Annotated in this window: 25 protein-coding genes, 1 tRNA gene and 1 pseudogene; 15 read left to right on the forward strand and 12 right to left on the reverse strand. The window is 53.6% G+C overall.

Features of this window, described 5'->3' with window-relative positions; translation table 11 throughout:
- The 10 genes from WBC85_RS05800 to WBC85_RS05845 form a co-directional block, all read left to right on the forward strand.
- On the forward strand, positions 1-1,594 hold a 1,594-nt coding region (locus tag WBC85_RS05800), incomplete at its 5' end, for an AMP-binding protein (protein WP_424433900.1).
- 2 nt (positions 1,595-1,596) lie between these two features.
- Positions 1,597-2,133 carry a hypothetical protein gene (locus WBC85_RS05805; RefSeq protein WP_424433902.1) on the forward strand — a complete coding sequence of 179 codons (537 nt, stop codon included), beginning with the start codon at positions 1,597-1,599 and terminating at the stop codon, positions 2,131-2,133.
- Between the two features lie 11 nt (positions 2,134-2,144).
- A complete protein-coding gene (locus tag WBC85_RS05810) occupies positions 2,145-2,963 on the forward strand; it encodes an ABC transporter ATP-binding protein (RefSeq protein ID WP_424433904.1) in 819 nt (272 codons plus the stop codon).
- A gap of 4 nt (positions 2,964-2,967) precedes the next feature.
- Complete coding sequence (locus WBC85_RS05815) at positions 2,968-3,444, forward strand: hypothetical protein (RefSeq protein WP_424433906.1); 477 nt, start codon at positions 2,968-2,970, stop codon at positions 3,442-3,444.
- A 46-nt stretch (positions 3,445-3,490) separates the two neighbouring features.
- Positions 3,491-4,477 carry a branched-chain amino acid ABC transporter permease gene (locus WBC85_RS05820; RefSeq protein WP_424433908.1) on the forward strand — a complete coding sequence of 329 codons (987 nt, stop codon included), beginning with the start codon at positions 3,491-3,493 and terminating at the stop codon, positions 4,475-4,477.
- Between the two features lie 2 nt (positions 4,478-4,479).
- Positions 4,480-4,722 carry a hypothetical protein gene (locus tag WBC85_RS05825; RefSeq protein WP_424433910.1) on the forward strand — a complete coding sequence of 81 codons (243 nt, stop codon included), beginning with the start codon at positions 4,480-4,482 and terminating at the stop codon, positions 4,720-4,722.
- The gene (locus WBC85_RS05830; protein ID WP_424433912.1) at positions 4,722-5,798 is read left to right on the forward strand and encodes a branched-chain amino acid ABC transporter permease; all 1,077 of its coding nucleotides are present in this window, start codon (positions 4,722-4,724) and stop codon (positions 5,796-5,798) included. The genes WBC85_RS05825 and WBC85_RS05830 overlap by 1 nt, the downstream gene beginning before the upstream one ends.
- Before the next feature lie 70 nt (positions 5,799-5,868).
- A complete protein-coding gene (locus WBC85_RS05835; protein WP_424433914.1) occupies positions 5,869-7,146 on the forward strand; it encodes an ABC transporter substrate-binding protein in 1,278 nt (425 codons plus the stop codon).
- Between the two features lie 72 nt (positions 7,147-7,218).
- Positions 7,219-8,043, forward strand: a complete 825-nt coding sequence (locus tag WBC85_RS05840; protein WP_424433916.1) for an ABC transporter ATP-binding protein — start codon at positions 7,219-7,221, stop codon at positions 8,041-8,043.
- Positions 8,044-8,084: 41 nt separating this feature from the next.
- On the forward strand, positions 8,085-9,263 hold the full coding sequence (locus tag WBC85_RS05845; RefSeq protein ID WP_424433918.1) for a phenylacetate--CoA ligase family protein: 1,179 nt from the start codon (positions 8,085-8,087) through the stop codon (positions 9,261-9,263).
- A 50-nt stretch (positions 9,264-9,313) separates the two neighbouring features.
- Here the strand turns inward: WBC85_RS05845 and WBC85_RS05850 are convergent, their stop codons facing one another.
- From WBC85_RS05850 to WBC85_RS05860, 3 genes are all read right to left on the reverse strand, one after another.
- Entirely contained in the window at positions 9,314-10,465 is a 1,152-nt protein-coding gene (locus tag WBC85_RS05850) for an amidohydrolase (RefSeq protein WP_424433920.1), read from the reverse strand.
- Between the two features lie 215 nt (positions 10,466-10,680).
- Entirely contained in the window at positions 10,681-10,806 is a 126-nt protein-coding gene (gene ykgO, locus WBC85_RS05855) for a type B 50S ribosomal protein L36 (protein WP_012177066.1), read from the reverse strand.
- 69 nt (positions 10,807-10,875) lie between these two features.
- Positions 10,876-10,950, reverse strand: a tRNA-Val gene (locus WBC85_RS05860).
- A gap of 152 nt (positions 10,951-11,102) precedes the next feature.
- Here WBC85_RS05860 and WBC85_RS05865 point away from each other — a divergent pair.
- The gene (locus WBC85_RS05865) at positions 11,103-11,966 is read left to right on the forward strand and encodes an N-formylglutamate amidohydrolase (RefSeq protein WP_424433924.1); all 864 of its coding nucleotides are present in this window, start codon (positions 11,103-11,105) and stop codon (positions 11,964-11,966) included.
- Between the two features lie 3 nt (positions 11,967-11,969).
- On the opposite strand, the gene WBC85_RS05870 is transcribed toward WBC85_RS05865, so the two are convergent.
- Positions 11,970-13,223 carry a DNA polymerase IV gene (locus tag WBC85_RS05870; RefSeq protein ID WP_424433926.1) on the reverse strand — a complete coding sequence of 418 codons (1,254 nt, stop codon included), beginning with the start codon at positions 13,221-13,223 and terminating at the stop codon, positions 11,970-11,972.
- 126 nt (positions 13,224-13,349) lie between these two features.
- Here WBC85_RS05870 and WBC85_RS05875 point away from each other — a divergent pair, with 126 nt between their 5' ends.
- Together WBC85_RS05875 and WBC85_RS05880 are read left to right on the forward strand one after the other, a co-directional pair.
- A complete protein-coding gene (locus WBC85_RS05875) occupies positions 13,350-14,246 on the forward strand; it encodes an SPFH domain-containing protein (protein WP_424433928.1) in 897 nt (298 codons plus the stop codon).
- Entirely contained in the window at positions 14,246-14,518 is a 273-nt protein-coding gene (locus WBC85_RS05880; RefSeq protein WP_424433930.1) for an NfeD family protein, read from the forward strand. Before WBC85_RS05875 ends, WBC85_RS05880 begins: the two co-directional genes overlap by 1 nt.
- Here the strand turns inward: WBC85_RS05880 and pyrF are convergent.
- Together pyrF and WBC85_RS05890 are read right to left on the reverse strand one after the other, a co-directional pair.
- The gene (gene pyrF, locus WBC85_RS05885) at positions 14,515-15,225 is read right to left on the reverse strand and encodes an orotidine-5'-phosphate decarboxylase (protein WP_424433932.1); all 711 of its coding nucleotides are present in this window, start codon (positions 15,223-15,225) and stop codon (positions 14,515-14,517) included. The two genes, WBC85_RS05880 and pyrF, sit on opposite strands and share 4 nt — an antisense overlap.
- Before the next feature lie 69 nt (positions 15,226-15,294).
- Positions 15,295-15,561, reverse strand: a complete 267-nt coding sequence (locus tag WBC85_RS05890) for a hypothetical protein (protein ID WP_424433934.1) — start codon at positions 15,559-15,561, stop codon at positions 15,295-15,297.
- Between the two features lie 224 nt (positions 15,562-15,785).
- Here WBC85_RS05890 and clpB point away from each other — a divergent pair, with 224 nt between their 5' ends.
- Entirely contained in the window at positions 15,786-18,404 is a 2,619-nt protein-coding gene (gene clpB / locus WBC85_RS05895) for an ATP-dependent chaperone ClpB (RefSeq protein ID WP_424433936.1), read from the forward strand.
- 73 nt (positions 18,405-18,477) lie between these two features.
- On the opposite strand, the gene WBC85_RS05900 is transcribed toward clpB, so the two are convergent.
- Positions 18,478-18,714, reverse strand: coding sequence for a hypothetical protein (locus WBC85_RS05900; protein WP_424433938.1), 237 nt, complete (start codon positions 18,712-18,714; stop codon positions 18,478-18,480).
- A 337-nt stretch (positions 18,715-19,051) separates the two neighbouring features.
- On the opposite strand from WBC85_RS05900, the gene WBC85_RS05905 reads away from it, so the two are divergent.
- A complete protein-coding gene (locus tag WBC85_RS05905; RefSeq protein WP_424433940.1) occupies positions 19,052-19,702 on the forward strand; it encodes an HAD family hydrolase in 651 nt (216 codons plus the stop codon).
- A gap of 100 nt (positions 19,703-19,802) precedes the next feature.
- Here WBC85_RS05905 and WBC85_RS05910 read toward each other — a convergent pair whose 3' ends face one another.
- From WBC85_RS05910 to WBC85_RS05930, 5 genes and pseudogenes are all read right to left on the reverse strand, one after another.
- Positions 19,803-20,042 (reverse strand): EF-hand domain-containing protein, encoded by a 240-nt coding sequence (locus tag WBC85_RS05910; RefSeq protein ID WP_424433942.1) that lies wholly within the window; start codon positions 20,040-20,042, stop codon positions 19,803-19,805.
- Between the two features lie 282 nt (positions 20,043-20,324).
- Positions 20,325-20,693, reverse strand: a complete 369-nt coding sequence (locus WBC85_RS05915) for a M10 family metallopeptidase C-terminal domain-containing protein (RefSeq protein WP_424433944.1) — start codon at positions 20,691-20,693, stop codon at positions 20,325-20,327.
- A gap of 21 nt (positions 20,694-20,714) precedes the next feature.
- A pseudogene (locus WBC85_RS05920) lies at positions 20,715-20,828 on the reverse strand (calcium-binding protein); the annotation flags it as partial.
- The gene (locus WBC85_RS05925; RefSeq protein ID WP_424433948.1) at positions 20,825-21,136 is read right to left on the reverse strand and encodes a calcium-binding protein; all 312 of its coding nucleotides are present in this window, start codon (positions 21,134-21,136) and stop codon (positions 20,825-20,827) included. The pseudogene WBC85_RS05920 and the gene WBC85_RS05925, both read right to left, overlap by 4 nt.
- Positions 21,137-21,393: 257 nt before the next feature.
- A complete protein-coding gene (locus WBC85_RS05930) occupies positions 21,394-21,840 on the reverse strand; it encodes a DUF302 domain-containing protein (protein ID WP_424433946.1) in 447 nt (148 codons plus the stop codon).
- Between the last annotated feature and the right edge of the window lie 71 nt (positions 21,841-21,911).

Raw genomic sequence — 21,911 nt, forward strand, 5'->3', positions numbered from 1 at the left:
GGTGATAGAGGTGCAGGACGATTTGCATCAGTTCGAACATCTGATCTACCTCGATCCACGCGGTCTGCGGAAGTACGATCATACGACGCTGCACCAGTTCTCCCATGTGCAGGATCAGGGCCGTGCAGCTTATGATGAGTTTTTCCCTGAACTGAAGAAGCGTCGTGAGGCGCTGAATTATGATAGCACCTGCGTGATGCTTTATACCTCTGGCACCACGGGCAAGCCCAAAGGCGTGGTTCTGAGCAATCGTAACATTATCGAAACATCACGCCATTCTTCCGAGTTCGACCATCTCAGCGCAGGCGAGGATATTCTTGCTTATCTGCCTATGGCTTGGGTTGGTGACTTCATCTTTTCGCTTGGTCAGGCCTATTGGACCGGGTTCTGTGTAAACTGCCCGGAGAGCGAAGAAACAATGATGACCGATTTGCGTGAAATTGGTCCGACCTACTATTTCGCCCCACCACGCGTTTTTGAAACCCAGCTCACCAATGTGATGATCCGCATGGAAGACGCAGGTAAGTTCAAGAAACGCATGTTCGATTATTTCATGGCGCATGCGCGCAAGGTTGGTCCTGATATTCTGGACGGCAATCCAGTCGGCGGAATGGACAAGCTGAAATATGCGCTGGGCAATCTGATGGTCTATGGCCCGCTCAAAAACACGCTTGGCTTTTCGCGTGTTCGTGTTGGCTATACGGCGGGTGAGGCGATTGGGCCCGAAATCTTCGATTTCTATCGTTCGCTCGGGATCAATCTAAAGCAGCTATATGGTCAGACCGAAGCGTCTGTGTTCATTACACAGCAACCTGACGGTCAGGTGCGCTCTGACACGGTTGGTGTTCCATCGCCCGGTGTTGAGTTGAAAATCGCCGAGAGCGGCGAAGTCTTCTACCGCTCTGCGGGTACGTTTGTTGAGTATTACAAAAATGCGGAAAGCACCGCTGACACCAAAGACCCGGAGGGTTGGGTCGCAACGGGTGATGCGGGCTTTATCGAAGAAGGCACAGGCCATCTGCGCATTATTGATCGCGCCAAGGATGTGGCGAATATGGCCGATGGCGCGCTCTTTGCGCCCAAGTACGTCGAGAACAAGCTGAAGTTCTATCCGAACATCCTAGAGGCGGTTGTCTTTGGTGCCGGGCGCGATCGCTGCACAGCGTTTATCAATATCGACCTAACGGCGGTGGGTAACTGGGCCGAACGCAACAACATCGCTTACGCTTCGTATCAGGAGCTCGCTGGTCACCCTCGTGTGCTTGAGACAATCCAGGAGCATGTGGAAACCGTGAACAAGTCCGTCGCGGAAGATCCTATGCTGTCTGGTTGCCAAATTCATCGCTTCCTTGTGCTGCACAAGCAGCTGGATGCGGATGACGGCGAGCTGACGCGCACACAAAAAGTGCGTCGCAAGATCATTGGTGAAAAGTTTGAGGACTTGGTGAACGCGCTGTATGATGGTTCATCCGAAATCTACACCGAAACAGAAGTCACTTATGAAGACGGCCGCAAAGGCAAGATCAGCGCGACGCTGGAAATTCGCGATGCAAAGGTTGTGCCTGTGACTGCGTCGAAGATAGCCGCGGAATGATAATGCGGCGTTTTTCCATATCTTTGCAGGGTTTTGCGGTAGCTTTAACTGGTCTTGTTGCAAGCGCCGCACATGCCGATGTCGAGAGCCGTTTTTTGATCGGTGCTGCAGCGTTTGATGCTCAATGCCTTACGCCTATCCGTGAAGGTCATTCTATCAATCCGTCACTCAAAAGCGCAGGTGAGCAGCAGTGGTGGCTGTCCAATGGGGTTATCCTCAAAGCCATTAAAAGCTCCAAAGGGCCAAAGGGCTGTCAAATTTACCCTTCCGCCGGCCAAGATGTTGCAGGTGAAACACTAGAAGCTATTGTAGAAAACTTTGATTTTTGGGCAACGAGCGAGATTCAAGCTGGGATGTTGCGCGAGTACCAGAACTGTAAAAGTCTTGGTGTGGGCGTTCGTAGAGTATTGGACACACCATCAAACCCAACGGGCGATACGGTGCGCGTTGTGTTTCAGACTGATCCAGAGATTTCGCATTTCGTTTTGATTGCAGCAAAAACAAACGTAACTACGCCACCGTCCGATTGCGCGTCTTAGGAGATATAGAAGTGCTAGATAATTCAGACAGCTACGTCACCGAGGATGGCCGCACGATTGGCGGCGTGGTGATGGAAATGAAGAATATCACGCTGCGCTTTGGCGGTGTGGTGGCGATCAAGGACATCAGTTTCGACATTCGCCAAGGTGAAATTCGCGCGATTATTGGCCCGAACGGGGCAGGTAAATCTTCGATGCTGAACGTGATCTCGGGCTTTTATGTGCCGCAAGAAGGTCAGGTTCTGTTCAACGGCAAGCCACGCCCGCAAATGCGCCCATTCGAAGTTGCTCAGCAGGGTATCGCGCGGACGTTTCAAAACATTGCTTTGTTTGAAGGCATGACCGTTCTGGATAACGTGATGACAGGGCGCTTGAACAAGATGAACTCTGGCTTGTTCGCGCAGTCCATTTGGAAGGGCAAAGCCGAGCGCGAAGAAGTCGAGAACCGCGAGAAGGCGGAAAAGATCATCGACTTTTTGGAAATCCAGCATATCCGCAAAACACCGGTTGCGCGTTTGCCTTATGGTTTGAAGAAACGCGTCGAGCTTGCGCGCGCCTTGGTGGCCGAGCCGAACCTTCTGCTTCTTGATGAGCCGATGGCAGGGATGAACGTTGAGGAAAAAGAGGACATGAGCCGCTTTATCCTGGATGTGAACGATGAATTTGGCACGACGATTGCGCTGATCGAGCACGATATGGGCGTGGTCATGGACCTATCCGACCGCGTTGTTGTGATGGATTATGGCAAGAAGATCGGCGACGGGACCCCACATGATATTCGCAACAATCAGGCGGTGATCGACGCGTATCTGGGGGTGGCACATGACTAGCCAAATGGCCTCTTTGACGTCAGTGCTAGGGCTGCTTGCTTTGTCTTCCGGCTCCGTCAGCGCTGCCACGCAGGCGGATGCTCATCGCTCGATGATTCAACACTGCATTGCTGCTGTTGGTACTGGTGACAAAGGCGCGATGCGTGAAGTTGATGAACGCGGTGCGAAGGTTCTGGGCGTCAGTTATTTCATTGTTCCTGTGGGGAACGCATTGTTGTGTGATGTTTACGCGGGCGATTTCCCGGGTCAGACTGACTCAACACGCGAAGAAGTCTCAGCTTTTCATGCGGGTTTGGCTGATTGGATACACATAACGAAGCCAATGCTTGACGATGAAACAGCTCTTACCCAACCCATTTACCACGTTTGTCATGGAAAACAGGGCGTCAGCGTCAACATTCCATTCGACGTGAATGCCGATACGCCTCAACGTATCAATCTCGCAATTGTGCCCGAAACAGAGGGAAAAACCCAATGTTGATGAAGCTGATACGTTTCCATCAAACCCAAACTAAGGAGGCCTCGTGATGCCCGAACAACTCATCTATGCGATGGAAGTGTTCCTTAACGGCCTGATGGCTGGGGTTCTCTATGCGCTTGTCGCGCTGGGTTTTGTTTTGATCTTCAAAGCGTCCGGCATTTTCAACTACGCTCAAGGCGTTATGGCCTTGTTTTCTGCGCTGACCTTGGTTGGTATCATGGACGGGCAAGTGCCGTTCAGTCATATTATCAACGCGGTATTTGGCACGGACATTCATCACTTTGGCTGGCATGTGCCCGCGCTCCTTGCGATCATATTAACCATGGCGGTGATGGTGCTGTTTGCTTGGCTTGTTCAGCGATACATCTTCCGACATCTTGTTGGTCAGGAACCGATCATTCTTTTCATGGCGACGATTGGCCTTGCTTACTTCCTTGAAGGCGTTGGCGATTTGATGTGGGGTTCAGAGATCAAGAAGCTGGACGTTGGTTTGCCGCAAGGTATCAACGAAACCATCGAAAATATTACATTTGGCATTTTTGATTACGGTTTCTTCATCGGCAATCTTGATATCGTTGCGACTGTCATCGCTGCGCTCTTGGTTATCGCGCTGGTTATCTTTTCCCAATACTCCAAAGAGGGCCGTGCGATGCGGGCTGTTGCGGATGACCACCAAGCGGCGTTGTCTGTCGGTGTTTCACTTAACTTCATCTGGATCATGGTCTGGTCTGTCGCCGGGTTTGTTGCGCTGGTTGCCGGCATCATGTGGGGCACAAATTCAGGTGTTCAGTTCTCGCTTTCCCTGATTGCGCTCAAGGCGCTTCCCGTTTTGATGCTAGGTGGCTTTACGTCGATCCCCGGTGCAATCGTAGGTGGATTGATCATCGGCGTTGGCGAAAAACTGTTTGAGTTCGCCATCGGGCCTATGGTTGGCGGTGCGACCGAAAACTGGTTCGCCTACGTGCTGGCCCTCATCTTCCTCGTCTTCCGTCCGCAAGGGCTGTTCGGCGAGAAGATCATCGAGAGGGTATAATCGTGCAGAAACTGATTGCGATTTTGAATGTTGTTGCATGGGGCGGGTTCTGGGCCTTTGGTTATCTGGCCCTGACAACCAAACCGACCGAAAGCGGACAAATGGTGACAGCAGCCTTGCTTGCAGCAGCAGGGGCGGCAGTTGGCCTTTGGGCGTATTTTCAACTGATCCGTCATAGCGAAGCCACTGGCTACGCCAGGAAACCAAACCGCGTGATGCAGCGCGACGACGAAGAGGCGGCATAATGTTTTATCGTGAAGCGGGCGATTTCAAGACGTCCTATACCGACGACAACCAGACCTTTCCGATCAAGTTTGATCGCTATCGTTATTATGTGGTTCTGGCGGTTGCGTTTGGCGTCATTCCATTTCTAATCAATGACTATTGGGCGAATTCGTTTTTGCTGCCGTTCCTGATCTATTCGATTGCTGCAATCGGTCTGAATATCCTGACCGGATATTGCGGGCAGGTGTCGCTTGGAACGGGTGGCTTCATGGCTGTGGGCGCTTATGCCTGCTATAAGCTGATGACAAGCTTCCCGGACGTGAACATCTTTTTCCACGTGATCGCAGCGGGTGGTATTACAGCAATGGTGGGAACGGCCTTTGGCCTGCCAAGCCTTCGTATCAAGGGGTTCTATCTGGCTGTTGCAACGCTTGCGGCGCAGTTTTTTCTGGTTTGGCTCTTCAACAAAGTAAGCTGGTTCTACAACTATTCCGCTTCTGGTCAGATCAACGCGCCGGAACGCACCGTTTTTGGCGTCGCGGTTACCGGTGCCAACACAGAAGCGTGGGCGACATATCTGTTTTGTCTCGTCTTTCTGACACTGTCCGCAATCATTGCGCGCAACCTGACGCGCGGGATGCAGGGCCGTAAATGGATGGCGATCCGCGATATGGATATTGCGGCTGAGATCATCGGTGTGAACCCGCTGAAAGCCAAGCTGAGTGCCTTTGCTGTGTCGTCCTTCTTTATTGGTATCTCTGGCGCGCTCTTCTTTGCGGTTTACCTAGGTGCGGTTGAAGTTGGCGAAGCCTTCGGCATCCAGAAATCATTCCTTGTTTTGTTCATGATTATCATTGGCGGACTAGGGTCGATCTTTGGCTCTTTTGCTGGCGCTGCATTCCTTGTGCTTTTGCCTGTTCTGCTCAAGCTGATCGGTGTTGATCTATTGGGTTGGCCAACAGACATCGTTGCGCATTTCAATTTGGTGATCGTGGGCGCATTGATCATCGTCTTTCTCATCGCAGAACCACACGGCATTGCGCAGCTGTGGCGCGTTGCGAAAGAGAAATTACGCCTTTGGCCCTTCCCGCATTAACGCGTCGGGCCAAAGTTCAATAAGGGGCGCAAGCCCTCAACATCGGAACAACCATGGGAGGAACAACCCGATGAAGATGAAACTAACAACAATGGCGCTGACTGCGCTGATGGCCGCAGGCCCCGCAATGGCGGATCTTGTGTTCCCGTCACTTTCTTATCGCACAGGTCCTTATGCCGCTGGCGGTATTCCGTTCGCAGATGGCTATGCGGATTACTTCACACTGCTCAACGAGCGTGATGGCGGTATCGGCGGCGTTCCTGCGAAGGTTCTGGAATGCGAGACAGGCTACAACACCGAAAAAGGCGTTGAGTGCTACGAGTCCACCAAAGGTGAAGGCGCGCTTGTGTATCAACCGCTTTCCACCGGTATCACCTACCAGCTGATCCCCAAAGCAACTGCTGACGGCATCGCAATCCACTCGATGGGTTACGGCCGTACATCTGCTGCGAACGGCAAGGTGTTTTCGAACGTCTTCAACTACCCAGCGAACTACTGGAATGGGGCATCTGGCGCGATCAACTATTTGATGAGCCAAGGTGACCTGAGCGGTAAAAAAGTTGCGCTGGTTTATCACAACTCTGCTTACGGCAAAGAGCCTATCCGCACCTTGGAAGAGCTGTCTGCAAAGCACGGTTATGAACTGACGTTGATCCCTGTTGACCACCCGGGTCAGGAGCAGAAATCACAGTGGCTGCAAATCCGCCGTGAAAAGCCTGACTATGTCATCATGTACGGCTGGGGCGTTATGAACCAGGTTGCGGTTCAAGAAGCGGCGAACATCCGTTTCAACATGGAAAACTTCATCGGCATCTGGTGGTCTGGCTCCGAGAACGACGTTCTGCCAGCAGGCGATGCTGCGAACGGCTATAAGGCTTTGACGTTCCACGGTGTTGGCAATGACTTCCCTGTCTTTGCAGACATCCAGAAGTACGTTGTTGATGCGGGTAAAGCAGCGGGCGCTGGCGATCAGGTCGGGACGGTTCTCTATAACCGCGGCCTCTATGCGGCGATGCTTGCGGCGGAAGCTGTGAAAACAGCGCAGGAAATCCATGGCGTAGCCCAGATTAACGCGGCGCAAATGCGTGATGGTATGGAAGCACTGGATATCACAGAAGAGAAGATGGCGGCGCTTGGCCTGCCAGGCTTTGGTCCTTCGTTCAAAGTGTCTTGCGAAAACCACGGTGGCCCTGGCCTAGTTGGCATGACCCAGTGGGATGCATCTGCGAAAAAGTGGACAATGGTTTCTGACTTCTCCGAGTCAGATATGGACGTGATCCAGCCGCTGATCGAAGCAGATTCCATGGCATATGCTGCGGAAAACAACATCGAAGAAGGCTGTAAGTAAGCCTCTTTCCGGTTCGGCTGGCCTTGCGTTGGCCGAACCATCCTTAACCTAATTTATGACAGGGCGTGTGACATGCTAGATGCTGCTCCGAGCACGGAAAAACTTCTCGAAGTTAACAACATTGAAGTGATCTATAACCATGTGATCCTTGTGTTGAAGGGCGTCAGCCTGCACGTTCCCAAGGGTGGTATCGTCGCGCTTCTCGGCGGCAACGGCGCTGGCAAAACGACGACCCTAAAGGCCATCTCCGGCCTGCTGAAATCCGAACGTGGTGACATCACCAAAGGCTCTGTCAGCTATCGCGGCGCTGATCTGTCCGGGCGCGATCCAGCTGATCTGGTGCGCTCTGGCGTCATTCAAGTGATGGAAGGCCGTCACTGTTTTGAACACCTCACCGTTGAAGAAAACCTGCTGACCGGCGCCTATACGCGCAAGGACGGCAAGGGTGCAATCGCCGCTGATCTTGAAATGGTCTACAACTATTTCCCGCGCTTGAAAGAGCGCCGTAAATCCCAGGCTGGTTATACATCAGGCGGCGAGCAGCAGATGGTTGCCATGGGCCGCGCATTGATGTCGCGCCCCGAGACCATTCTTCTGGATGAGCCCTCTATGGGGCTTGCGCCGCAGCTGGTAGAGCAGATCTTCGAGATCGTGAAGAAGGTGAACGAAGAAGAAGGCGTGACTTTCCTTCTGGCTGAGCAGAACACCAACGTCGCGCTTCGCTTTGCGCATTATGGTTACATTCTGGAAAGCGGACGTGTGGTCATGGATGGTCCTGCGGCTGAACTGCGCGAGAACCCTGATGTTAAGGAATTCTATCTGGGCATGTCGGATGATGGGCGCAAGTCCTTCCGCGATGTTCGGTCCTACCGCCGCCGCAAACGTTGGCTGAGCTAAGCCATCTTTCCTGATTTTCCCTTTTGCCTGCGAGCCGCGCCATGACTTCACATTTCGACACGTTAGAGACACGTTCCGCAGACGAGCGACAGGCCCAACAAAGCGCGGCTTTGCTTGAACAATTGGCGCGAAGCGGTGCGGATGCGAGTGGCATTCGCTCGATTGCTGATCTGCCCAAGCTTCCCGTGTTTCGCAAATCCGATCTGGTGGCGTTGCAATCCGAGAAGCCCCCGTTTGGCGGCATCAACGTGTCCAACGTTGCGCATATATTTCAGTCCCCTGGCCCGATCTATGAACCCGGCGGCGTAAGCCATGATTGGTGGCGCATTGGTCGTTTCCTGCATGCGGTTGGCATCGGCAAGGGCGACATCGTGCAGAACTGCTTTGGCTATCATTTGACGCCTGCTGGCTCGATTTTCGAGAATGGTGCGCGCGCGGTGGGTGCGACTGTGCTGCCTGCGGGAACGGGTCAGACCGAATTGCAAGTGCGCGCGGCCAAGGATGTTGGTTCAACCGCTTATGCGGGTACGCCAGACTATCTGAAAGTTATCCTTGATAAGGCGGATGAGCTTGGGGTGCCTTTGGGCATCACCAAGGCGGCTGTTGGCGGCGGCGCGCTTTTCCCGAGCCTGCGCCAGGAATACGCGGATCGCGGAATTCTTTGCCTGCAAAACTATGCAACGGCGGACCTCGGTAACGTTGCTTATGAATCTAAGGCCCAAGAGGGCATGATCGTTGATGAAGGCGTGATCGTCGAAATCGTCATCCCCGGCACAGGCATTCCTGTTGAGGCGGGTGAAGTGGGCGAAGTTATCGTTACCTCGCTCAATCCCGACTACCCCCTGATCCGTTTCGCTACTGGTGATCTTAGCGCTATGATGGCGGGTGCTAGCCCCTGTGGTCGTACCAACACACGTATCAAAGGTTGGATGGGCCGCGCGGATCAAACGACGAAGATCAAAGGCATGTTCGTGCGCCCTGAACAGGTCGCTGATTTGGTGGCGAGCCATGACGGAATTGCCCGCGCGCGGGTGATCGCGTCGCGTGAAGCCGAAAAAGATGTGCTGACGGTGCAGATTGAGACGTCTGCAAGCGATGTTGCGAGTTTTGAAGCGGCTATTCAGTCTTCACTCAAAATGAAGGGCAAGATCGAGCTTGTTGCTATGGGTGCTTTACCTCGCGATGGCTTGGTCATCGAAGATCAGCGCAGTTACGATTGAGTTTTTCGGAGTTAAGCTATGCTAATGTGCGAGCCCATTTAGTATAAAAGCTAGGCGGTTCCCAACAAGTCTCTGGCTATGCGTTCAAAGATGGCACTTCCGAGAGGAATCAGGTCATCGGGGAAATCGTAGTCTGGGTTGTGCAGCGCTGCATAGTCTTCGCCCGGTCCTAAACATAACATTGCAGCCTTGGCATCCCACCCAAATACTCCAAAATCTTCGGACGCGCGCATAGGAACGCCAGCATCGCCATAAGCGACGCCGATTGAATCCAAGGCTTTTTTTGCCACGGCATAGGCATCTGGATCGTTGATCGAAGCTGCAAAATCATCGCACACCTCAAAACCCACTCTAAGCCCAAATTTCTCCGCCGTGGTGATGGCAAGGGTTCGGGCCTTGCTTTCAAGACCTTCCATGCCTTCGTCACCTGCTGTCCGCAAGGTGGCAAATATCTCGGCTTCACCTGGTGCAACGCCAAATGATGGTTCGCCAATCCGCACATGGGTAACTGTCACAAGTCGGAAATCATCGTCAAGCGAACCGCCTTGCCCTAAAGCATCCAACTCAGGGATCAACTCGGCAACAGCCCGCGCCGGAGAAACGCCATCTTCGGGGTCGGCGGCATGGGCGGTCTTACCGTTGAGCTTGATTTTAAGTCCCAATGAAGCGCAGTTAATCAGGCCGGCACAAGTAGAGACATAACCGAGGGGCCTGCCAGGTTCGATGTGTATGGCAAACGCCCAGTCTGGTTGGATTTCTTGATATGCAGGATCGGCGACAACAGCTTTTGCGCCGCTGCCGTCCTCTTCTGCGGGCTGGAACATCAAAATGATACGACCCTGTGCGACCGGTTTACGAGAAATCATGCGCCCCAATGCAAGCAGCATAGTCATATGGCCGTCATGACCGCAAACGTGGCTTTTTCCGCTTATCATTGACGACCAAGCGATGTCGTTACGTTCCTCAATAGGTAGTGCGTCAAGCTCAGCACGAAAAAGGACGGTTGGACCGTCGTTGTGGCTATCAAAAACGGCGGCCACACCATGCCCACCTAACCCAGTCAAAATGCGTGTTGGCGACAATGGTTTCAGTGCATCTGCAATTTTACGGGCGGTTTCCACTTCTTCACCGGACAATTCTGGGTAGCGGTGAAGCTCACGGCGAAATTCAGTGAGTTCTATCAAGTCAAGATTTGTCAGCATCTGTTACTCTGCTTTCGATGTTGGTTCCGCCGATTACTCCCTTCCTTAATCAGAACCGGGAACATTCGCCAAGCATCAGACATAAAAACGGGTTTTCCCCATTTGTATAGCCGTCGTTGGAAATTGCGGCTTTGGCCCGCACAGGAGACACTCCTCCAAAAGAAAAGGCCGCCTCGAAAGAGACGGCCCATTCCACATTCTAAAGCTACTTGCTCTTAGCCCTGACGGGCTTTGAAGCGGCGCTGTGTTTTGTTGATAACATAAACACGGCCCTTACGGCGCACAACGCGGCAATCGCGGTGACGCTGCTTCAGCGAGCGGAGCGAGTTTTTAACCTTCATCGGTCTTCTCCTCTTACGCGGCGCTGCGTGCGCCTCGGTGGTTAGCGCCCAAAATGGGCAAAAAATTCATGGTGGGCGATACAAGGTTCGAACTTGTGACCCCTTCGATGTCAACGAAGTGCTCTACCACTGAGCTAATCGCCCATGAAACCTACGAAAAACCCTTGCCCCAAACGAAAACGGGGCGCGAAATTCCGCGCCGGTAGTGGGGCTATAAAAGGAGTCGCAAGCAGGATCAAGGGCTTTTGGTATTTGCATCTATCAGTCTATATTCGAGTTATCGGATAGGAGCATTCATGTCACGATCGGGCTATCAACTCATTCGACCTGACGTGCTATCGTCAAGCGTCGTTTTTGCGTCGCCGCACAGCGGGCGCGAATATGCATGGTCCTTCATGCGGCGCTCAACTTTAAGCGAGATGGCGATACGATCTTCGGAGGATGCGTTTGTCGATCAATTGATCGAGCGCGCCCCTGACTTTGGCGCGCCCTTGTTGTTGGCCACTGTGCCGCGTGCCTTTGTTGATTTGAATAGAAGCTCTGAGGAATTGGACCCTGCGTTGATCGAAGGGGTGAAAAGCGGCGGCCACAATCCGCGTGTTGCCTCTGGTTTGGGGGTCATTCCGCGCGTGGTTTCAAATGGACGGGCGATTTATCGCGGTAAACTGACCCTATTAGAAGCGCGCAAGCGGCTGGTTGATTTTTGGCATCCCTACCATAACGCTTTGTCGGGTGTATTACAGGAAGCCCATGACGCCTTTGGTGAGGCGATCTTGGTGGATTTTCATTCGATGCCGCATGAGGCCCTCGATGGGATCGAGCGATTTGGCAATCGCCGCCCCGATGTTGTTTTGGGGGATCGGTTCGGGGCCTCTGCGAGCAGTTTGATCGTCGATCAGATCGAAGCTGCATTCTCTAGCGCGGGCTTCACTGTCTCCCGCAATGCACCCTTCGCTGGCGCTTATGTCACGCAGACCTATGGGCGTCCCTCACGTCGGCAACATGCTGTGCAGGTCGAAATTGATCGTTCGATCTATATGAATGAAAAGACACTGACGCTGAAAGCCAGTTTTGAGGATATCAAGAACAAGCTTTCGACAGTTATGTCCGAGATTTGTGAGGTCGGTCAGCAAAAGTCACGGCCATTGGCGGCGGAGTGACAGCTAGCGCAAAGAGCGGCCTTTTCGAATTGCGTCAGAACCAAAGCGATCACGAATGGCATCTGTCGCACGCTCGGCCTTTGTGCGTTTGATTGCATCGGGGTCCAGCAAATCACCGCTTAGGTCCGCGCCGTCCGCCTTGCAAAGATCGGAAATCCCCGTTCCAATCAAACGAAACGGGCCTTGATCCTTGACCGTGTCGAATAGTGCTCTGGCTTCGCGGTAAATACGGTCGCTCATCTGGGTCGGTTCACGCAATGACACACGGCGTGTGATCTGGGTGAAATTTGCGCGCTTCAGTTTAAGCGTTATAACGCGCCCGGCCAGCTCTTTGGCTTTGGCGCGGTCTGCGACTTGGACAGACAGACGCCAGATATGACCATCGAGAACTTCAGGGTTGGCGGTATCCTCAAAGAAGGTTGTTTCCTTCGAGATGCTTTTCATCGGGGCATGTGCGGAGACGCGGCGAAAATCCTCGCCGCGCGCGATGTGAAAAAGCCGCTCGCCAGTGCCACCAAAGCGCGCGACCAGCTCGGACTTTTCCCAGCGCAACAAATCATCAAAGGTACGGATCCCCACCTTTTCGAGCGAGGCCTGCGCAGCAGGGCCGACACCCCAGATCATACGAACGGGTTTACCTGCCAGAAAATCGTTGGTTTCTGCCTTGCCGATCACGGAAAACCCCCGCGGCTTATCAAGATCAGAGGCAACCTTTGCGAGAAATTTGTTATGTGACAGGCCGATTGACCCACTTAGCCCCAGCTCGTCCCGCATGCGTTTAATCAAGCGGGCAAGCATCACCGCAGGCGGCGCGCCGTGCAAACGCTCGGTACCGCGCAGGTCCATGAAGGCCTCGTCCAGCGAAAGGGGTTCAATCGCTGGGGTCAGTTCCAGCATCATTTCCTTGATCGCTTTGGAGGCTTCAACATAGGCGCTCATGCGCGGTTTAATCACGACGGCATCAGGGCATAGCTTTAGCGCCTGAAACATCGGCATGGCAGAGCGCACGCCCTTGATCCGCGCCACATAGCAGGCCGTAGACACAACGCCGCGCCGCCCGCCGCCGATGATTACAGGCTTATCGGCCAGCGTGGGATCATCGCGCTTTTCCACGCTGGCATAAAAGGCGTCGCAATCCATATGCGCGATAGAAAGCGTTGTGAGTTCAGGGTGTGAGACAACGCGCACAGAGCGACAGGCAGGGCACCGCGCACCGCTATCAAAACTCGTCAGGCAATCTCTGCAAACTGCGGGCATTGTGCCGCCCCGATCTGGTTAAATCAGAACGCAAACCTACGCTTTCCTCGCCTCTAATTCAAACATGCAGTCTTTGAATTTCTTCGATTCTGTTCCTATATGTATGACTATAGCTGGGAGATATTTATGTCGCTTGATCAATTGGCCTTGGAATTCCTGAGCGAGAACACGTTTATTGTGCTGCTCGCGGTTTTCATCATCATCTGTATCCTTCTTGGTGTGCGGATCGTTCCGCAGTCCGAGAAATTCGTTGTCGAACGATTTGGCCGCCTGCGCTCGGTGCTTGGGCCAGGGATCAACCTGATTGTGCCATTCCTCGATAAGGTTGCGCATAAGATTTCTATTCTTGAACGCCAGCTTCCCAATGCAACACAGGATGCGATTACGGCGGACAACGTTTTGGTCCAGGTCGAAACGTCAGTGTTTTACCGCATTCTGGAGCCTGAAAAGACGGTTTACCGGATCCGCGATGTGGATGGTGCGATTGCAACGACCGTTGCAGGTATGGTGCGTTCCGAGATTGGTAAAATGGAGCTGGACGAGGTTCAGTCGAACCGGACCCAGCTTATTTCAGAGATCAAGAAACTGGTCGAAAGTGCAGTGGATGACTGGGGTATCGAAGTAACGCGCGCGGAATTGCTTGATGTGAATCTGGATCAAGCGACGCGCGATGCGATGCTTCAGCAGCTTAACGCTGAGCGTGCGCGCCGCGCTCAGGTGACTGAAGCCGAAGGAAAAAAACGTGCTGTTGAACTGTCTGCCGACGCCGAGCTTTATGCAGCCGAGCAAATTGCCAAAGCGCGGCGTATCTCAGCGGATGCCGAGGCTTATGCAACAAGCGTTGTTGCGGCAGCAATCGCAGATCATGGGCTAGAGGCGGCGCAATATCAGGTGGCTCTGAAGCAGGTCGAAGCCTTGAAGGCACTCGGTTCCGGTGGCGGCTCGCAAACGGTTGTTGTGCCTGCCAGCGCGATGGATGCGTTTGGCGATGCCTTCAAAATGCTTAAGGGAGGGTCCAAGTAATGTGGACCTCTTGGGTATTCTGGATGATTGCGGCCGTTGCTTTGGCGATACTAGAAGTCTTTGCACCTAGCTTTATTTTCTTGGGCTTTGCGATAGGCGCGGCTTTGGTTGGATTGATCTTGCTGGTTGGCGGGTCGGCCATCAGCCTAAGTCTGCCGATGACCTTTCTTGTTTTCGCGGTTGTGTCGCTGATCTCATGGATCGCCCTGCGCCGCGTGTTGGGCGTGCAACGCGGGCAAGTGAAGGTCTTCGATAAGGATATTAACGATTAGGCGCGATTGTGGCGGGCGGTTGCAATGTCGGCGATGATCGCTTCAGCCGCTGCTCTACGGTCATTTGCATCGCGGATCGGGCGACCTACAACAACATGGTCGGCACCGTCTGAAATTGCACTAAAGGGTGTCGCGACGCGTTTTTGATCGCCTAGGTCGGCACCTATCGGGCGCACGCCGGGCGTCACGATCAGACGACCTTCCGATTCGGGAAGGGCGCGAATTGCAGCAGCTTCTTGAGGCGAGGCGATAATGCCGTCTGCGCCAGCATCAAATGCACGGCCGGCCCGCTCGATCACCAGATCGGGAACAGCGCCATCGCGGATCAAGCAATCGTCCAGATCGGAGCGATCGAGGGACGTGAGGATTGTCACGCCAAGAATCTTCATGTTGCTACCTGACGCGCCTTCTTTGGCTGCGCGCACGACATGGGGATCGCCATGGACCGTCAGGAAATCGAGGTCGAATTGAGCCAGGCCACGTACCGCAGCCTCGACAGTCGCGCCGATATCAAAGAGCTTCATATCCAGAAAGATACGCTTGCCCATCTCGGCTTTGAGTTCACCAGCAAGCGCAAGCCCGCCACCTGTCAGCATGCCCAGACCGATTTTGTAGAACGATACGGAATCGCCAAGCGTTTCGGCCATTTTCAAACCCTCCAGCGCGTTAGGCACATCAAGGGCTACGATCAAACGATCATCGGACATTCTGTTTCTCCTGCTTGGGTCGCCCTCCTATCGCGCGGAGGGCTGGTGCAGGTCAAGCAGTTGGATGTCTTACAGTGCGAACTCTGCTGGCAAAACGCCCGGCGCAAACTTCATGTAAGATTTTGAGATGCGATATTCCGGCATACGCTGCACTTGACGCATTGCTTCGGTTATGAAGGCAAGAACTGCGTTACGCTTTTCGGCTTCGCGACCTGGCTTGATCTGACAGTTAAAAATCACATCTCCTGTATCTGTGACGAAGGATACTTTCCCGCTGCCACCTGTTTCTGGCGTGAATTCCTGGATAGGCGTGATGTCGATACGCTTTACGATCATGGTTTTTCTCCTGCACGGCCCCTGTTTGGGAACCTTTGATTGTTACCTGCAAGAACCTTAAACCTTCGAATCTGGGCAAAATGTGTCCAAATGAGCGTTAATAACGTGGCAGCAATCTCTTGATAGGATGCGCCGCAATACACACATTATTGACGAGGCCCGACGCCAAGCGTGCTGCCAAGCAGGCGCAAATAACAGTTGGGCGCTTTTAGAGGAGTACGACCATGGACCTTAACAAGTTCACTGAGCGTTCGCGCGGGTTTATCCAGGCGGCGCAAACCATTGCACAGCGCGAAGATCATCAACGACTCGCGCCTGAGCATATTCTCAAAGCTTTGATGGATGATGACCAGGGTCTGGCATCCAACCTGATTACCCGTGCTGGCGGCGCACCTGTTCGCGTGGTTGAATCACTAGAGGCCGCTTTGGCGAAGATCGCTAAAGTGAGCGGTGACGCCGGTCAGGTGTATCTGGATGGTCAAACGGCCAAGGTTCTGGATGAGGCTGAAAAGCTGGCCAAAAAGGCTGGTGACAGTTTTGTGCCGGTTGAACGTATTTTACAGGCGCTAGCGCTGGTGAAATCCAAGGCGCGCGAAGCGTTGGAAGCGGGCGCTGTGTCTGCGCAAACGTTGAACAGCGCGATTAACGATATTCGCAAAGGCCGAACAGCCGATAGCGCCAGCGCCGAAGAAGGCTATGACGCGCTGAAAAAATACGCGACCGACCTGACTGAGATGGCGGAGCAGGGCAAAATTGACCCGATTATTGGCCGAGACGAAGAGATTCGTCGTGCGATGCAGGTTCTGTCGCGCCGCACCAAGAACAACCCTGTTTTGATTGGTGAACCCGGCGTTGGTAAAACGGCGATTGCCGAGGGCTTGGCGTTGCGCATCATCAATGGTGATGTGCCGGAAAGCCTGCGCAACAAACGCCTCATGTCGCTCGACATGGGTGCCTTGATTGCGGGTGCGAAATATCGTGGTGAGTTTGAAGAACGTCTGAAGGCGATCTTGTCAGAGGTGACTGCTGCGGCTGGCGAAATTATCCTGTTCATCGACGAAATGCACACGCTGGTAGGCGCAGGCAAGGCCGATGGTGCAATGGACGCGTCCAACCTTCTTAAACCTGCGCTTGCACGGGGCGAGCTGCATTGCGTCGGTGCAACAACGCTTGCCGAATATCGCAAACATGTTGAAAAGGACGCAGCCCTTGCACGTCGTTTCCAGCCCGTGTTGGTTGAAGAACCAACGGTCGAGGACACAATTTCGATCCTGCGTGGCATCAAGGAGAAGTATGAGCTGCACCATGGTGTCCGTATTTCGGACAGTGCGCTTGTTGCGGCTGCGACCTTATCTCATCGTTATATCACAGATCGTTTTCTGCCAGACAAAGCCATCGACCTGATGGACGAGGCGGCAAGCCGTTTGCGGATGGAAGTGGACAGCAAACCTGAAGAGCTGGATACGCTGGATCGCGAGATCATGCAGAAGCAGATCGAGGCAGAAGCGTTGAAGTTGGAAGACGATCAAGCGTCCAAGGATCGCCTTGAAGTTCTTGAGAAGGATCTGGCGGAGCTGCAGGAACGTTCGTCCGAGATGACGGCGCAATGGCAAGCGGAGCGTGACAAGCTTGCTGGCGCACGAGATCTGAAAGAGCAGCTGGATCATGCGCGCGCTGAACTTGATATCGCGAAACGGGAAGGCAATCTCGCGAAAGCGGGTGAGTTGTCCTATGGCGTGATCCCTAATCTGGAGAAAGCCCTTGGCGATGCAGAAGATCGCGAAGTGGGCGGTGTCATGGTTGAAGAAGCCGTGCGCCCCGAGCAAATCGCGGGCGTCGTCGAGCGTTGGACAGGTATTCCCATGTCCAAGATGCTTGAGGGCGAGCGCGACAAGCTTTTGCGCATGGAAGATGCTTTGCACAACCGCGTCATCGGTCAGGATACAGCAGTCAAATCTGTTGCCAACGCTGTGCGCCGTGCGCGGGCAGGGCTGAACGATGAGAACCGTCCGCTTGGATCGTTCCTCTTTCTCGGGCCAACGGGTGTGGGTAAGACAGAATTAACCAAAGCGGTGGCTGAGTATCTCTTTGATGATGATAGCGCGATGGTGCGTATCGACATGTCTGAATTCATGGAAAAACACGCGGTTGCGCGTCTGATCGGTGCACCTCCCGGCTATGTCGGATATGACGAGGGTGGTGTTTTGACCGAAGCGGTTCGTCGTCGCCCCTATCAGGTCGTCCTGTTTGACGAGGTTGAAAAGGCGCACCCTGATGTGTTCAACGTGCTCTTGCAGGTGCTTGATGACGGGGTGCTGACAGATGGTCAGGGCCGCACCGTAGACTTCAAGCAAACGTTGATTATTCTGACATCAAACCTTGGGGCGCAAGCGCTCAGCATGCTTCCAGAAGGCTCAGATAGCAGCGATGCGAAACGTGATGTGATGGACGCTGTGCGTGCGCACTTCCGCCCAGAGTTCCTGAACCGCCTCGATGAGACGATCATCTTTGATCGCCTCGCTCGCAATGACATGGCTGGGATCGTAGACATCCAGCTTGGTCTTTTGGCCAAGCGTTTGGAAGGCCGCAAGATCACGCTTGATCTGGATGATGCCGCGCGCAAATGGCTTGCTGATGAGGGCTATGATCCTGTCTTCGGCGCACGCCCGTTGAAGCGTGTGATCCAGCGCGCCTTGCAAAACCCGCTGGCTGAAATGCTGCTTGCGGGGGATGTAGGTGACGGTGCCAACATTGCAGTAAGTGCAGGTGTTGAAGGCTTGATAATCGGGGATGTGGTGGCCAGCACCAATCGTCCAAGGCCTGACGACGCCGTTGTTCACTAAACACGGCTGCCTAAAAATAAAGGGGCGCGGATCAGCCGCGCCCCTAACTTGTTCATAGAAAGAATGAACTAAATCATTCGCCGATATTGAGCAGGCCGGCTTCGACTGCGTCCGCGACTTCGCTCTCGTCAAGCAAACCATCGCCGTCGACGTCAGCATCGGAGAACTGGTCTTCGGTTACGTCTGCGTAAGCAGCAGAGATTTCTTCAAACGAAAGCAAGCCATCTTCGTTGGTGTCTGCTTCGATTGCGGCGAAAGCGGAAGTTGCGAATGCGACGAGCGCAGTAGCAAGCGTGATGTTTTTTAGCATTGGGATTCTCCAATTGAGTGACGCGCCAAATACGGCGCGCGCTGTATCTCTTGCTTTGTTCTGGAGGGCTTGCACGTGAAATCGTGTAACATACTGTTGTATAGGCTAAAATCAGCGCATCTCGGTTGAATCTGAGCGCCAAATCGCTTGTTCTTTTGCAGGAATTTGCAAAGCGGAAAATTCGCTCTTGCCGCCTCTTTTAAAGCCTATTCAGCCATCCTATTTCGATGCCCGCAATCTTGATCCGGTGCCATGCAACAGTGCGAAACAATGCGTGCGTTGACCTTGGCCGACTCAGGTACCAGAACGGCCCGGCAACAAACACGTGGTTAGATTTATGAATACTCCCCCTGACATGGTAATTTTCGATTGTGATGGTGTGCTGGTAGACAGTGAAATGATTACCAATCGCGTGATTCAGGAGAACTTGAAACGCCACGATTTGCTTCTTGAGCTTGATGAAATCATGCATTTGTTCGTTGGCGGTACGATGCAAGGCGTCATGGACCTTTCGCGCGAGATGGGCGCTACGTTGCCTGACGATTGGCTCGATCACATCTATTCCGAAATGCATGCAGTCCTTGCGAAAGAGGTTGAACCCGTCAAAGGCGCAGTTGCCGTCTTGGATGCTTTGGACGCGGCGGGGATACCTTATGCGATTGGATCAAACGGACTGCATTCCAAGATGGCGGTGACCCTGCCAAAGACCGGGCTATTGGAGCGATTTACCGGCCGGGTATTTTCGCGCGAAGATGTGGCCAATCCAAAACCTGCGCCAGATGTCTATCTGCTGGCTGCGTCGCGCGCAGGAATTGCGCCTGATCGCTGCGTGGTGGTTGAGGACAGCGCAAGCGGCGCCAAGGCCGGTGTTGCTGCGGGCATGACGACATTCGGCTTTTATGGCGAAACGCCGAGGGAACGGCTGGAGCCGATCTGCAATGCGGTGTTCGGGGACATGTCCGAGCTTCCTGCTTTGCTCGGCATGTAAACAATGCAGGGGTGCAGATAAGTACCTGCACCCCTTCTTCCGTATCCAGTGGGATCGTCTGCGTGAGTGGTCAACTGGAAGGAAGATCCGTTAGGCCTGCTTAATCGTCGAGTTGGGGCAGCACGCCAGATTCAACCGCGTTCGCGAGTTCCTGCTCGCTCAGAATGCCGTCGCTGTCTGCATCGGCCTGCATGAATTGGTCTTCACTTATTTCTGGATAGGCCGACTTCATTTCATCCAGCGTTAGCATTTTGTCTCCGTTTGCGTCAGCGTCAGACATGGCAAAGCTTGCCGAAGCAAGTGAGATCGCCGCGAGTGTGAGTGTGGCTTTGGTAAACATGGGTGTCTCCGTTTGTTCCGCGCACTCGAATATATGCGCAAGGAGACTGTTAGTTTATTGGATCACCGCCGCTTCATATTTCGCGCGGTGCGGGTATTTTGGGCGTTGCTTCGCCCAAATGGCACTCGGGAATAGGCGCAATCCTGCAACGCAAAACGCACTTGCGAGCGAACGGCGACTTCTGTCCTAGGCGCAAAGCCGAAATGAGCAATCCAGCGCCGAGTTCCAATGAAAAAGCGCGCCCGATAGGGAGCGCGCTTTCAATGTTAAAAACGAGACCGATCAGAGAATGAAGTCGGCAGAGGTAAAGGTGAAATCGCTACCGTCCGCACTTTCGATTCGAAGTGTTTCGCCCGTCGCGAAGAAGATGATGAACGCATTGTCCGTCGCGCTTAACGCGGGATCGGCAATGATGTTGTAGGTAGAACTTCCAGCAAAGTCGCTGATATCGATCAGGTCTATCCCGTCTTCAAAGTCGGTGATCGTATCATTGCCATCGCCTTGGCGGAAAATGAACGTGTCAGCGCCTTCGCCGCCGTTCATGGCATCGTTGCCCGCTCCGCCGATAAGAACGTCATCATCGTCACCGCCAAAGAGACGATCATCACCCGCGTCGCCATTCAAAGTATCCGCGCCGGCATCGCCGCGCACTAAATCGTTGTCGCCGCCGCCGTTGAGATCATCATTGCCGTTACCGCCAAGAATCCGGTCCCTGCCAGTGCCGCCATAGGCAGTATCATTGCCAGCCGCTCCAGCAATTCGGTCATTGCCCTCATCGCCGCTCAGACATCGCCGAACAACTCATCGTCGCCGCTGCGTCCTTTCAGGCAATCATCGCCAGAACCGCCAAGCAAAACATCAAGGCCGCCACCGCCGTCAACTGTGTCGTTGCCGTCATCACCTTCTACAACATCGTTGCCGCCCTGGCCGAATAGAAGATCGTCGTTCTGTTCGCCTGAAATCCAGTCGTTGCCGGAGCCACCCTTAACAGTATCGTTTCCAGCTTCGCCGTCCATGGTATCGTTGCCATCGTCCGCAAAAATGCTGTCGTTTCCTTCGTCACCGAGAATGACGTCGATGCCAACTGTCCCGATTCAACGTGTCGTCCGCAGATGTTCCGATTTCAAAATTGATTGGCATAATGTGTCCCCCAACACCTAATTAGCGTTAACCTTATCATATTATGTCTTTACGCAAGGGAAATTCGCACGAGTCCGGGGCAAGTCGAGCGATTAATAAACAATCAGCCCTAATTGGACTGATTGCGCTTGTTTTGTTTTCTATCAAGACCTTGCATGTTGCGGATCAAGCAACGCCAGATTGCAAAATCTGAAAACAGGTCGGGCGATGATTACTCAAGACCAATTGCAGTTTTCGCAATCGAATCAAGTAGGGCCTCTACTTCTTTCATCGCGCCTTCCGGCATTGTTCGATAACCGATGGTGGTTTCATCAGGTGTGTCAGGCTTGACCATCACGAAGATGCCATAGGGGCAGAACCGTAGATTCAACGGGTCGTCCTCCATAACTTTGCGCGACAATGACGCCGAGCAAAAACTAAAGACATCTGCGTTTAGAAATACAGTTTTGTCAGAGCCGACATCGGCACCAGTGCGCGCGAGCATTTCGCCGACATGGCTTTTGCTATCAATGACAAGGCCTTGATCGAGAATGGCGCTTTCCAGGCCAAAAATCACATCATCAAAACTTTCATCGGTGGTGTAGGTCACAACCTCGCCAGAAATGGCAGGCGCAGCGAGTGCGCAGAGTAGCGCGGTCGCGGTCAAAAATCGGGTCATCGATTAACTCCTCTGTCACGTTCATGTGCACGGGCTTGTGCCTTTGGCGCGAATTGAACAGTGTCATGGCA

It is taken from the genome of Planktotalea sp. (genome assembly GCF_049680325.1).
Classification (GTDB): Bacteria; Pseudomonadota; Alphaproteobacteria; order Rhodobacterales; family Rhodobacteraceae; genus Planktotalea.

Coding starts and splice junctions, on each gene's coding strand:
- WBC85_RS05850 (WP_424433920.1), bottom strand. CDS start 10,465: ATGCTGACAAATCTTGACTTGATAGAACTCACTGAATTTCGCCGTGAG.
- WBC85_RS05870 (WP_424433926.1), bottom strand. CDS start 13,223: ATGCCCGCAGTTTGCAGAGATTGCCTGACGAGTTTTGATAGCGGTGCG.
- WBC85_RS05880 (WP_424433930.1), top strand. CDS start 14,246: ATGTGGACCTCTTGGGTATTCTGGATGATTGCGGCCGTTGCTTTGGCG.
- WBC85_RS05805 (WP_424433902.1), top strand. CDS start 1,597: ATGCGGCGTTTTTCCATATCTTTGCAGGGTTTTGCGGTAGCTTTAACT.
- WBC85_RS05865 (WP_424433924.1), top strand. CDS start 11,103: ATGTCACGATCGGGCTATCAACTCATTCGACCTGACGTGCTATCGTCA.
- WBC85_RS05835 (WP_424433914.1), top strand. CDS start 5,869: ATGAAGATGAAACTAACAACAATGGCGCTGACTGCGCTGATGGCCGCA.
- WBC85_RS05910 (WP_424433942.1), bottom strand. CDS start 20,042: ATGTTTACCAAAGCCACACTCACACTCGCGGCGATCTCACTTGCTTCG.
- WBC85_RS05900 (WP_424433938.1), bottom strand. CDS start 18,714: ATGCTAAAAAACATCACGCTTGCTACTGCGCTCGTCGCATTCGCAACT.
- WBC85_RS05820 (WP_424433908.1), top strand. CDS start 3,491: ATGCCCGAACAACTCATCTATGCGATGGAAGTGTTCCTTAACGGCCTG.
- WBC85_RS05930 (WP_424433946.1), bottom strand. CDS start 21,840: ATGACCCGATTTTTGACCGCGACCGCGCTACTCTGCGCACTCGCTGCG.
- WBC85_RS05830 (WP_424433912.1), top strand. CDS start 4,722: ATGTTTTATCGTGAAGCGGGCGATTTCAAGACGTCCTATACCGACGAC.
- clpB (WP_424433936.1), top strand. CDS start 15,786: ATGGACCTTAACAAGTTCACTGAGCGTTCGCGCGGGTTTATCCAGGCG.
- WBC85_RS05815 (WP_424433906.1), top strand. CDS start 2,968: ATGGCCTCTTTGACGTCAGTGCTAGGGCTGCTTGCTTTGTCTTCCGGC.
- ykgO (WP_012177066.1), bottom strand. CDS start 10,806: ATGAAGGTTAAAAACTCGCTCCGCTCGCTGAAGCAGCGTCACCGCGAT.
- WBC85_RS05905 (WP_424433940.1), top strand. CDS start 19,052: ATGAATACTCCCCCTGACATGGTAATTTTCGATTGTGATGGTGTGCTG.
- WBC85_RS05840 (WP_424433916.1), top strand. CDS start 7,219: ATGCTAGATGCTGCTCCGAGCACGGAAAAACTTCTCGAAGTTAACAAC.
- WBC85_RS05890 (WP_424433934.1), bottom strand. CDS start 15,561: ATGATCGTAAAGCGTATCGACATCACGCCTATCCAGGAATTCACGCCA.
- pyrF (WP_424433932.1), bottom strand. CDS start 15,225: ATGTCCGATGATCGTTTGATCGTAGCCCTTGATGTGCCTAACGCGCTG.
- WBC85_RS05875 (WP_424433928.1), top strand. CDS start 13,350: ATGTCGCTTGATCAATTGGCCTTGGAATTCCTGAGCGAGAACACGTTT.
- WBC85_RS05845 (WP_424433918.1), top strand. CDS start 8,085: ATGACTTCACATTTCGACACGTTAGAGACACGTTCCGCAGACGAGCGA.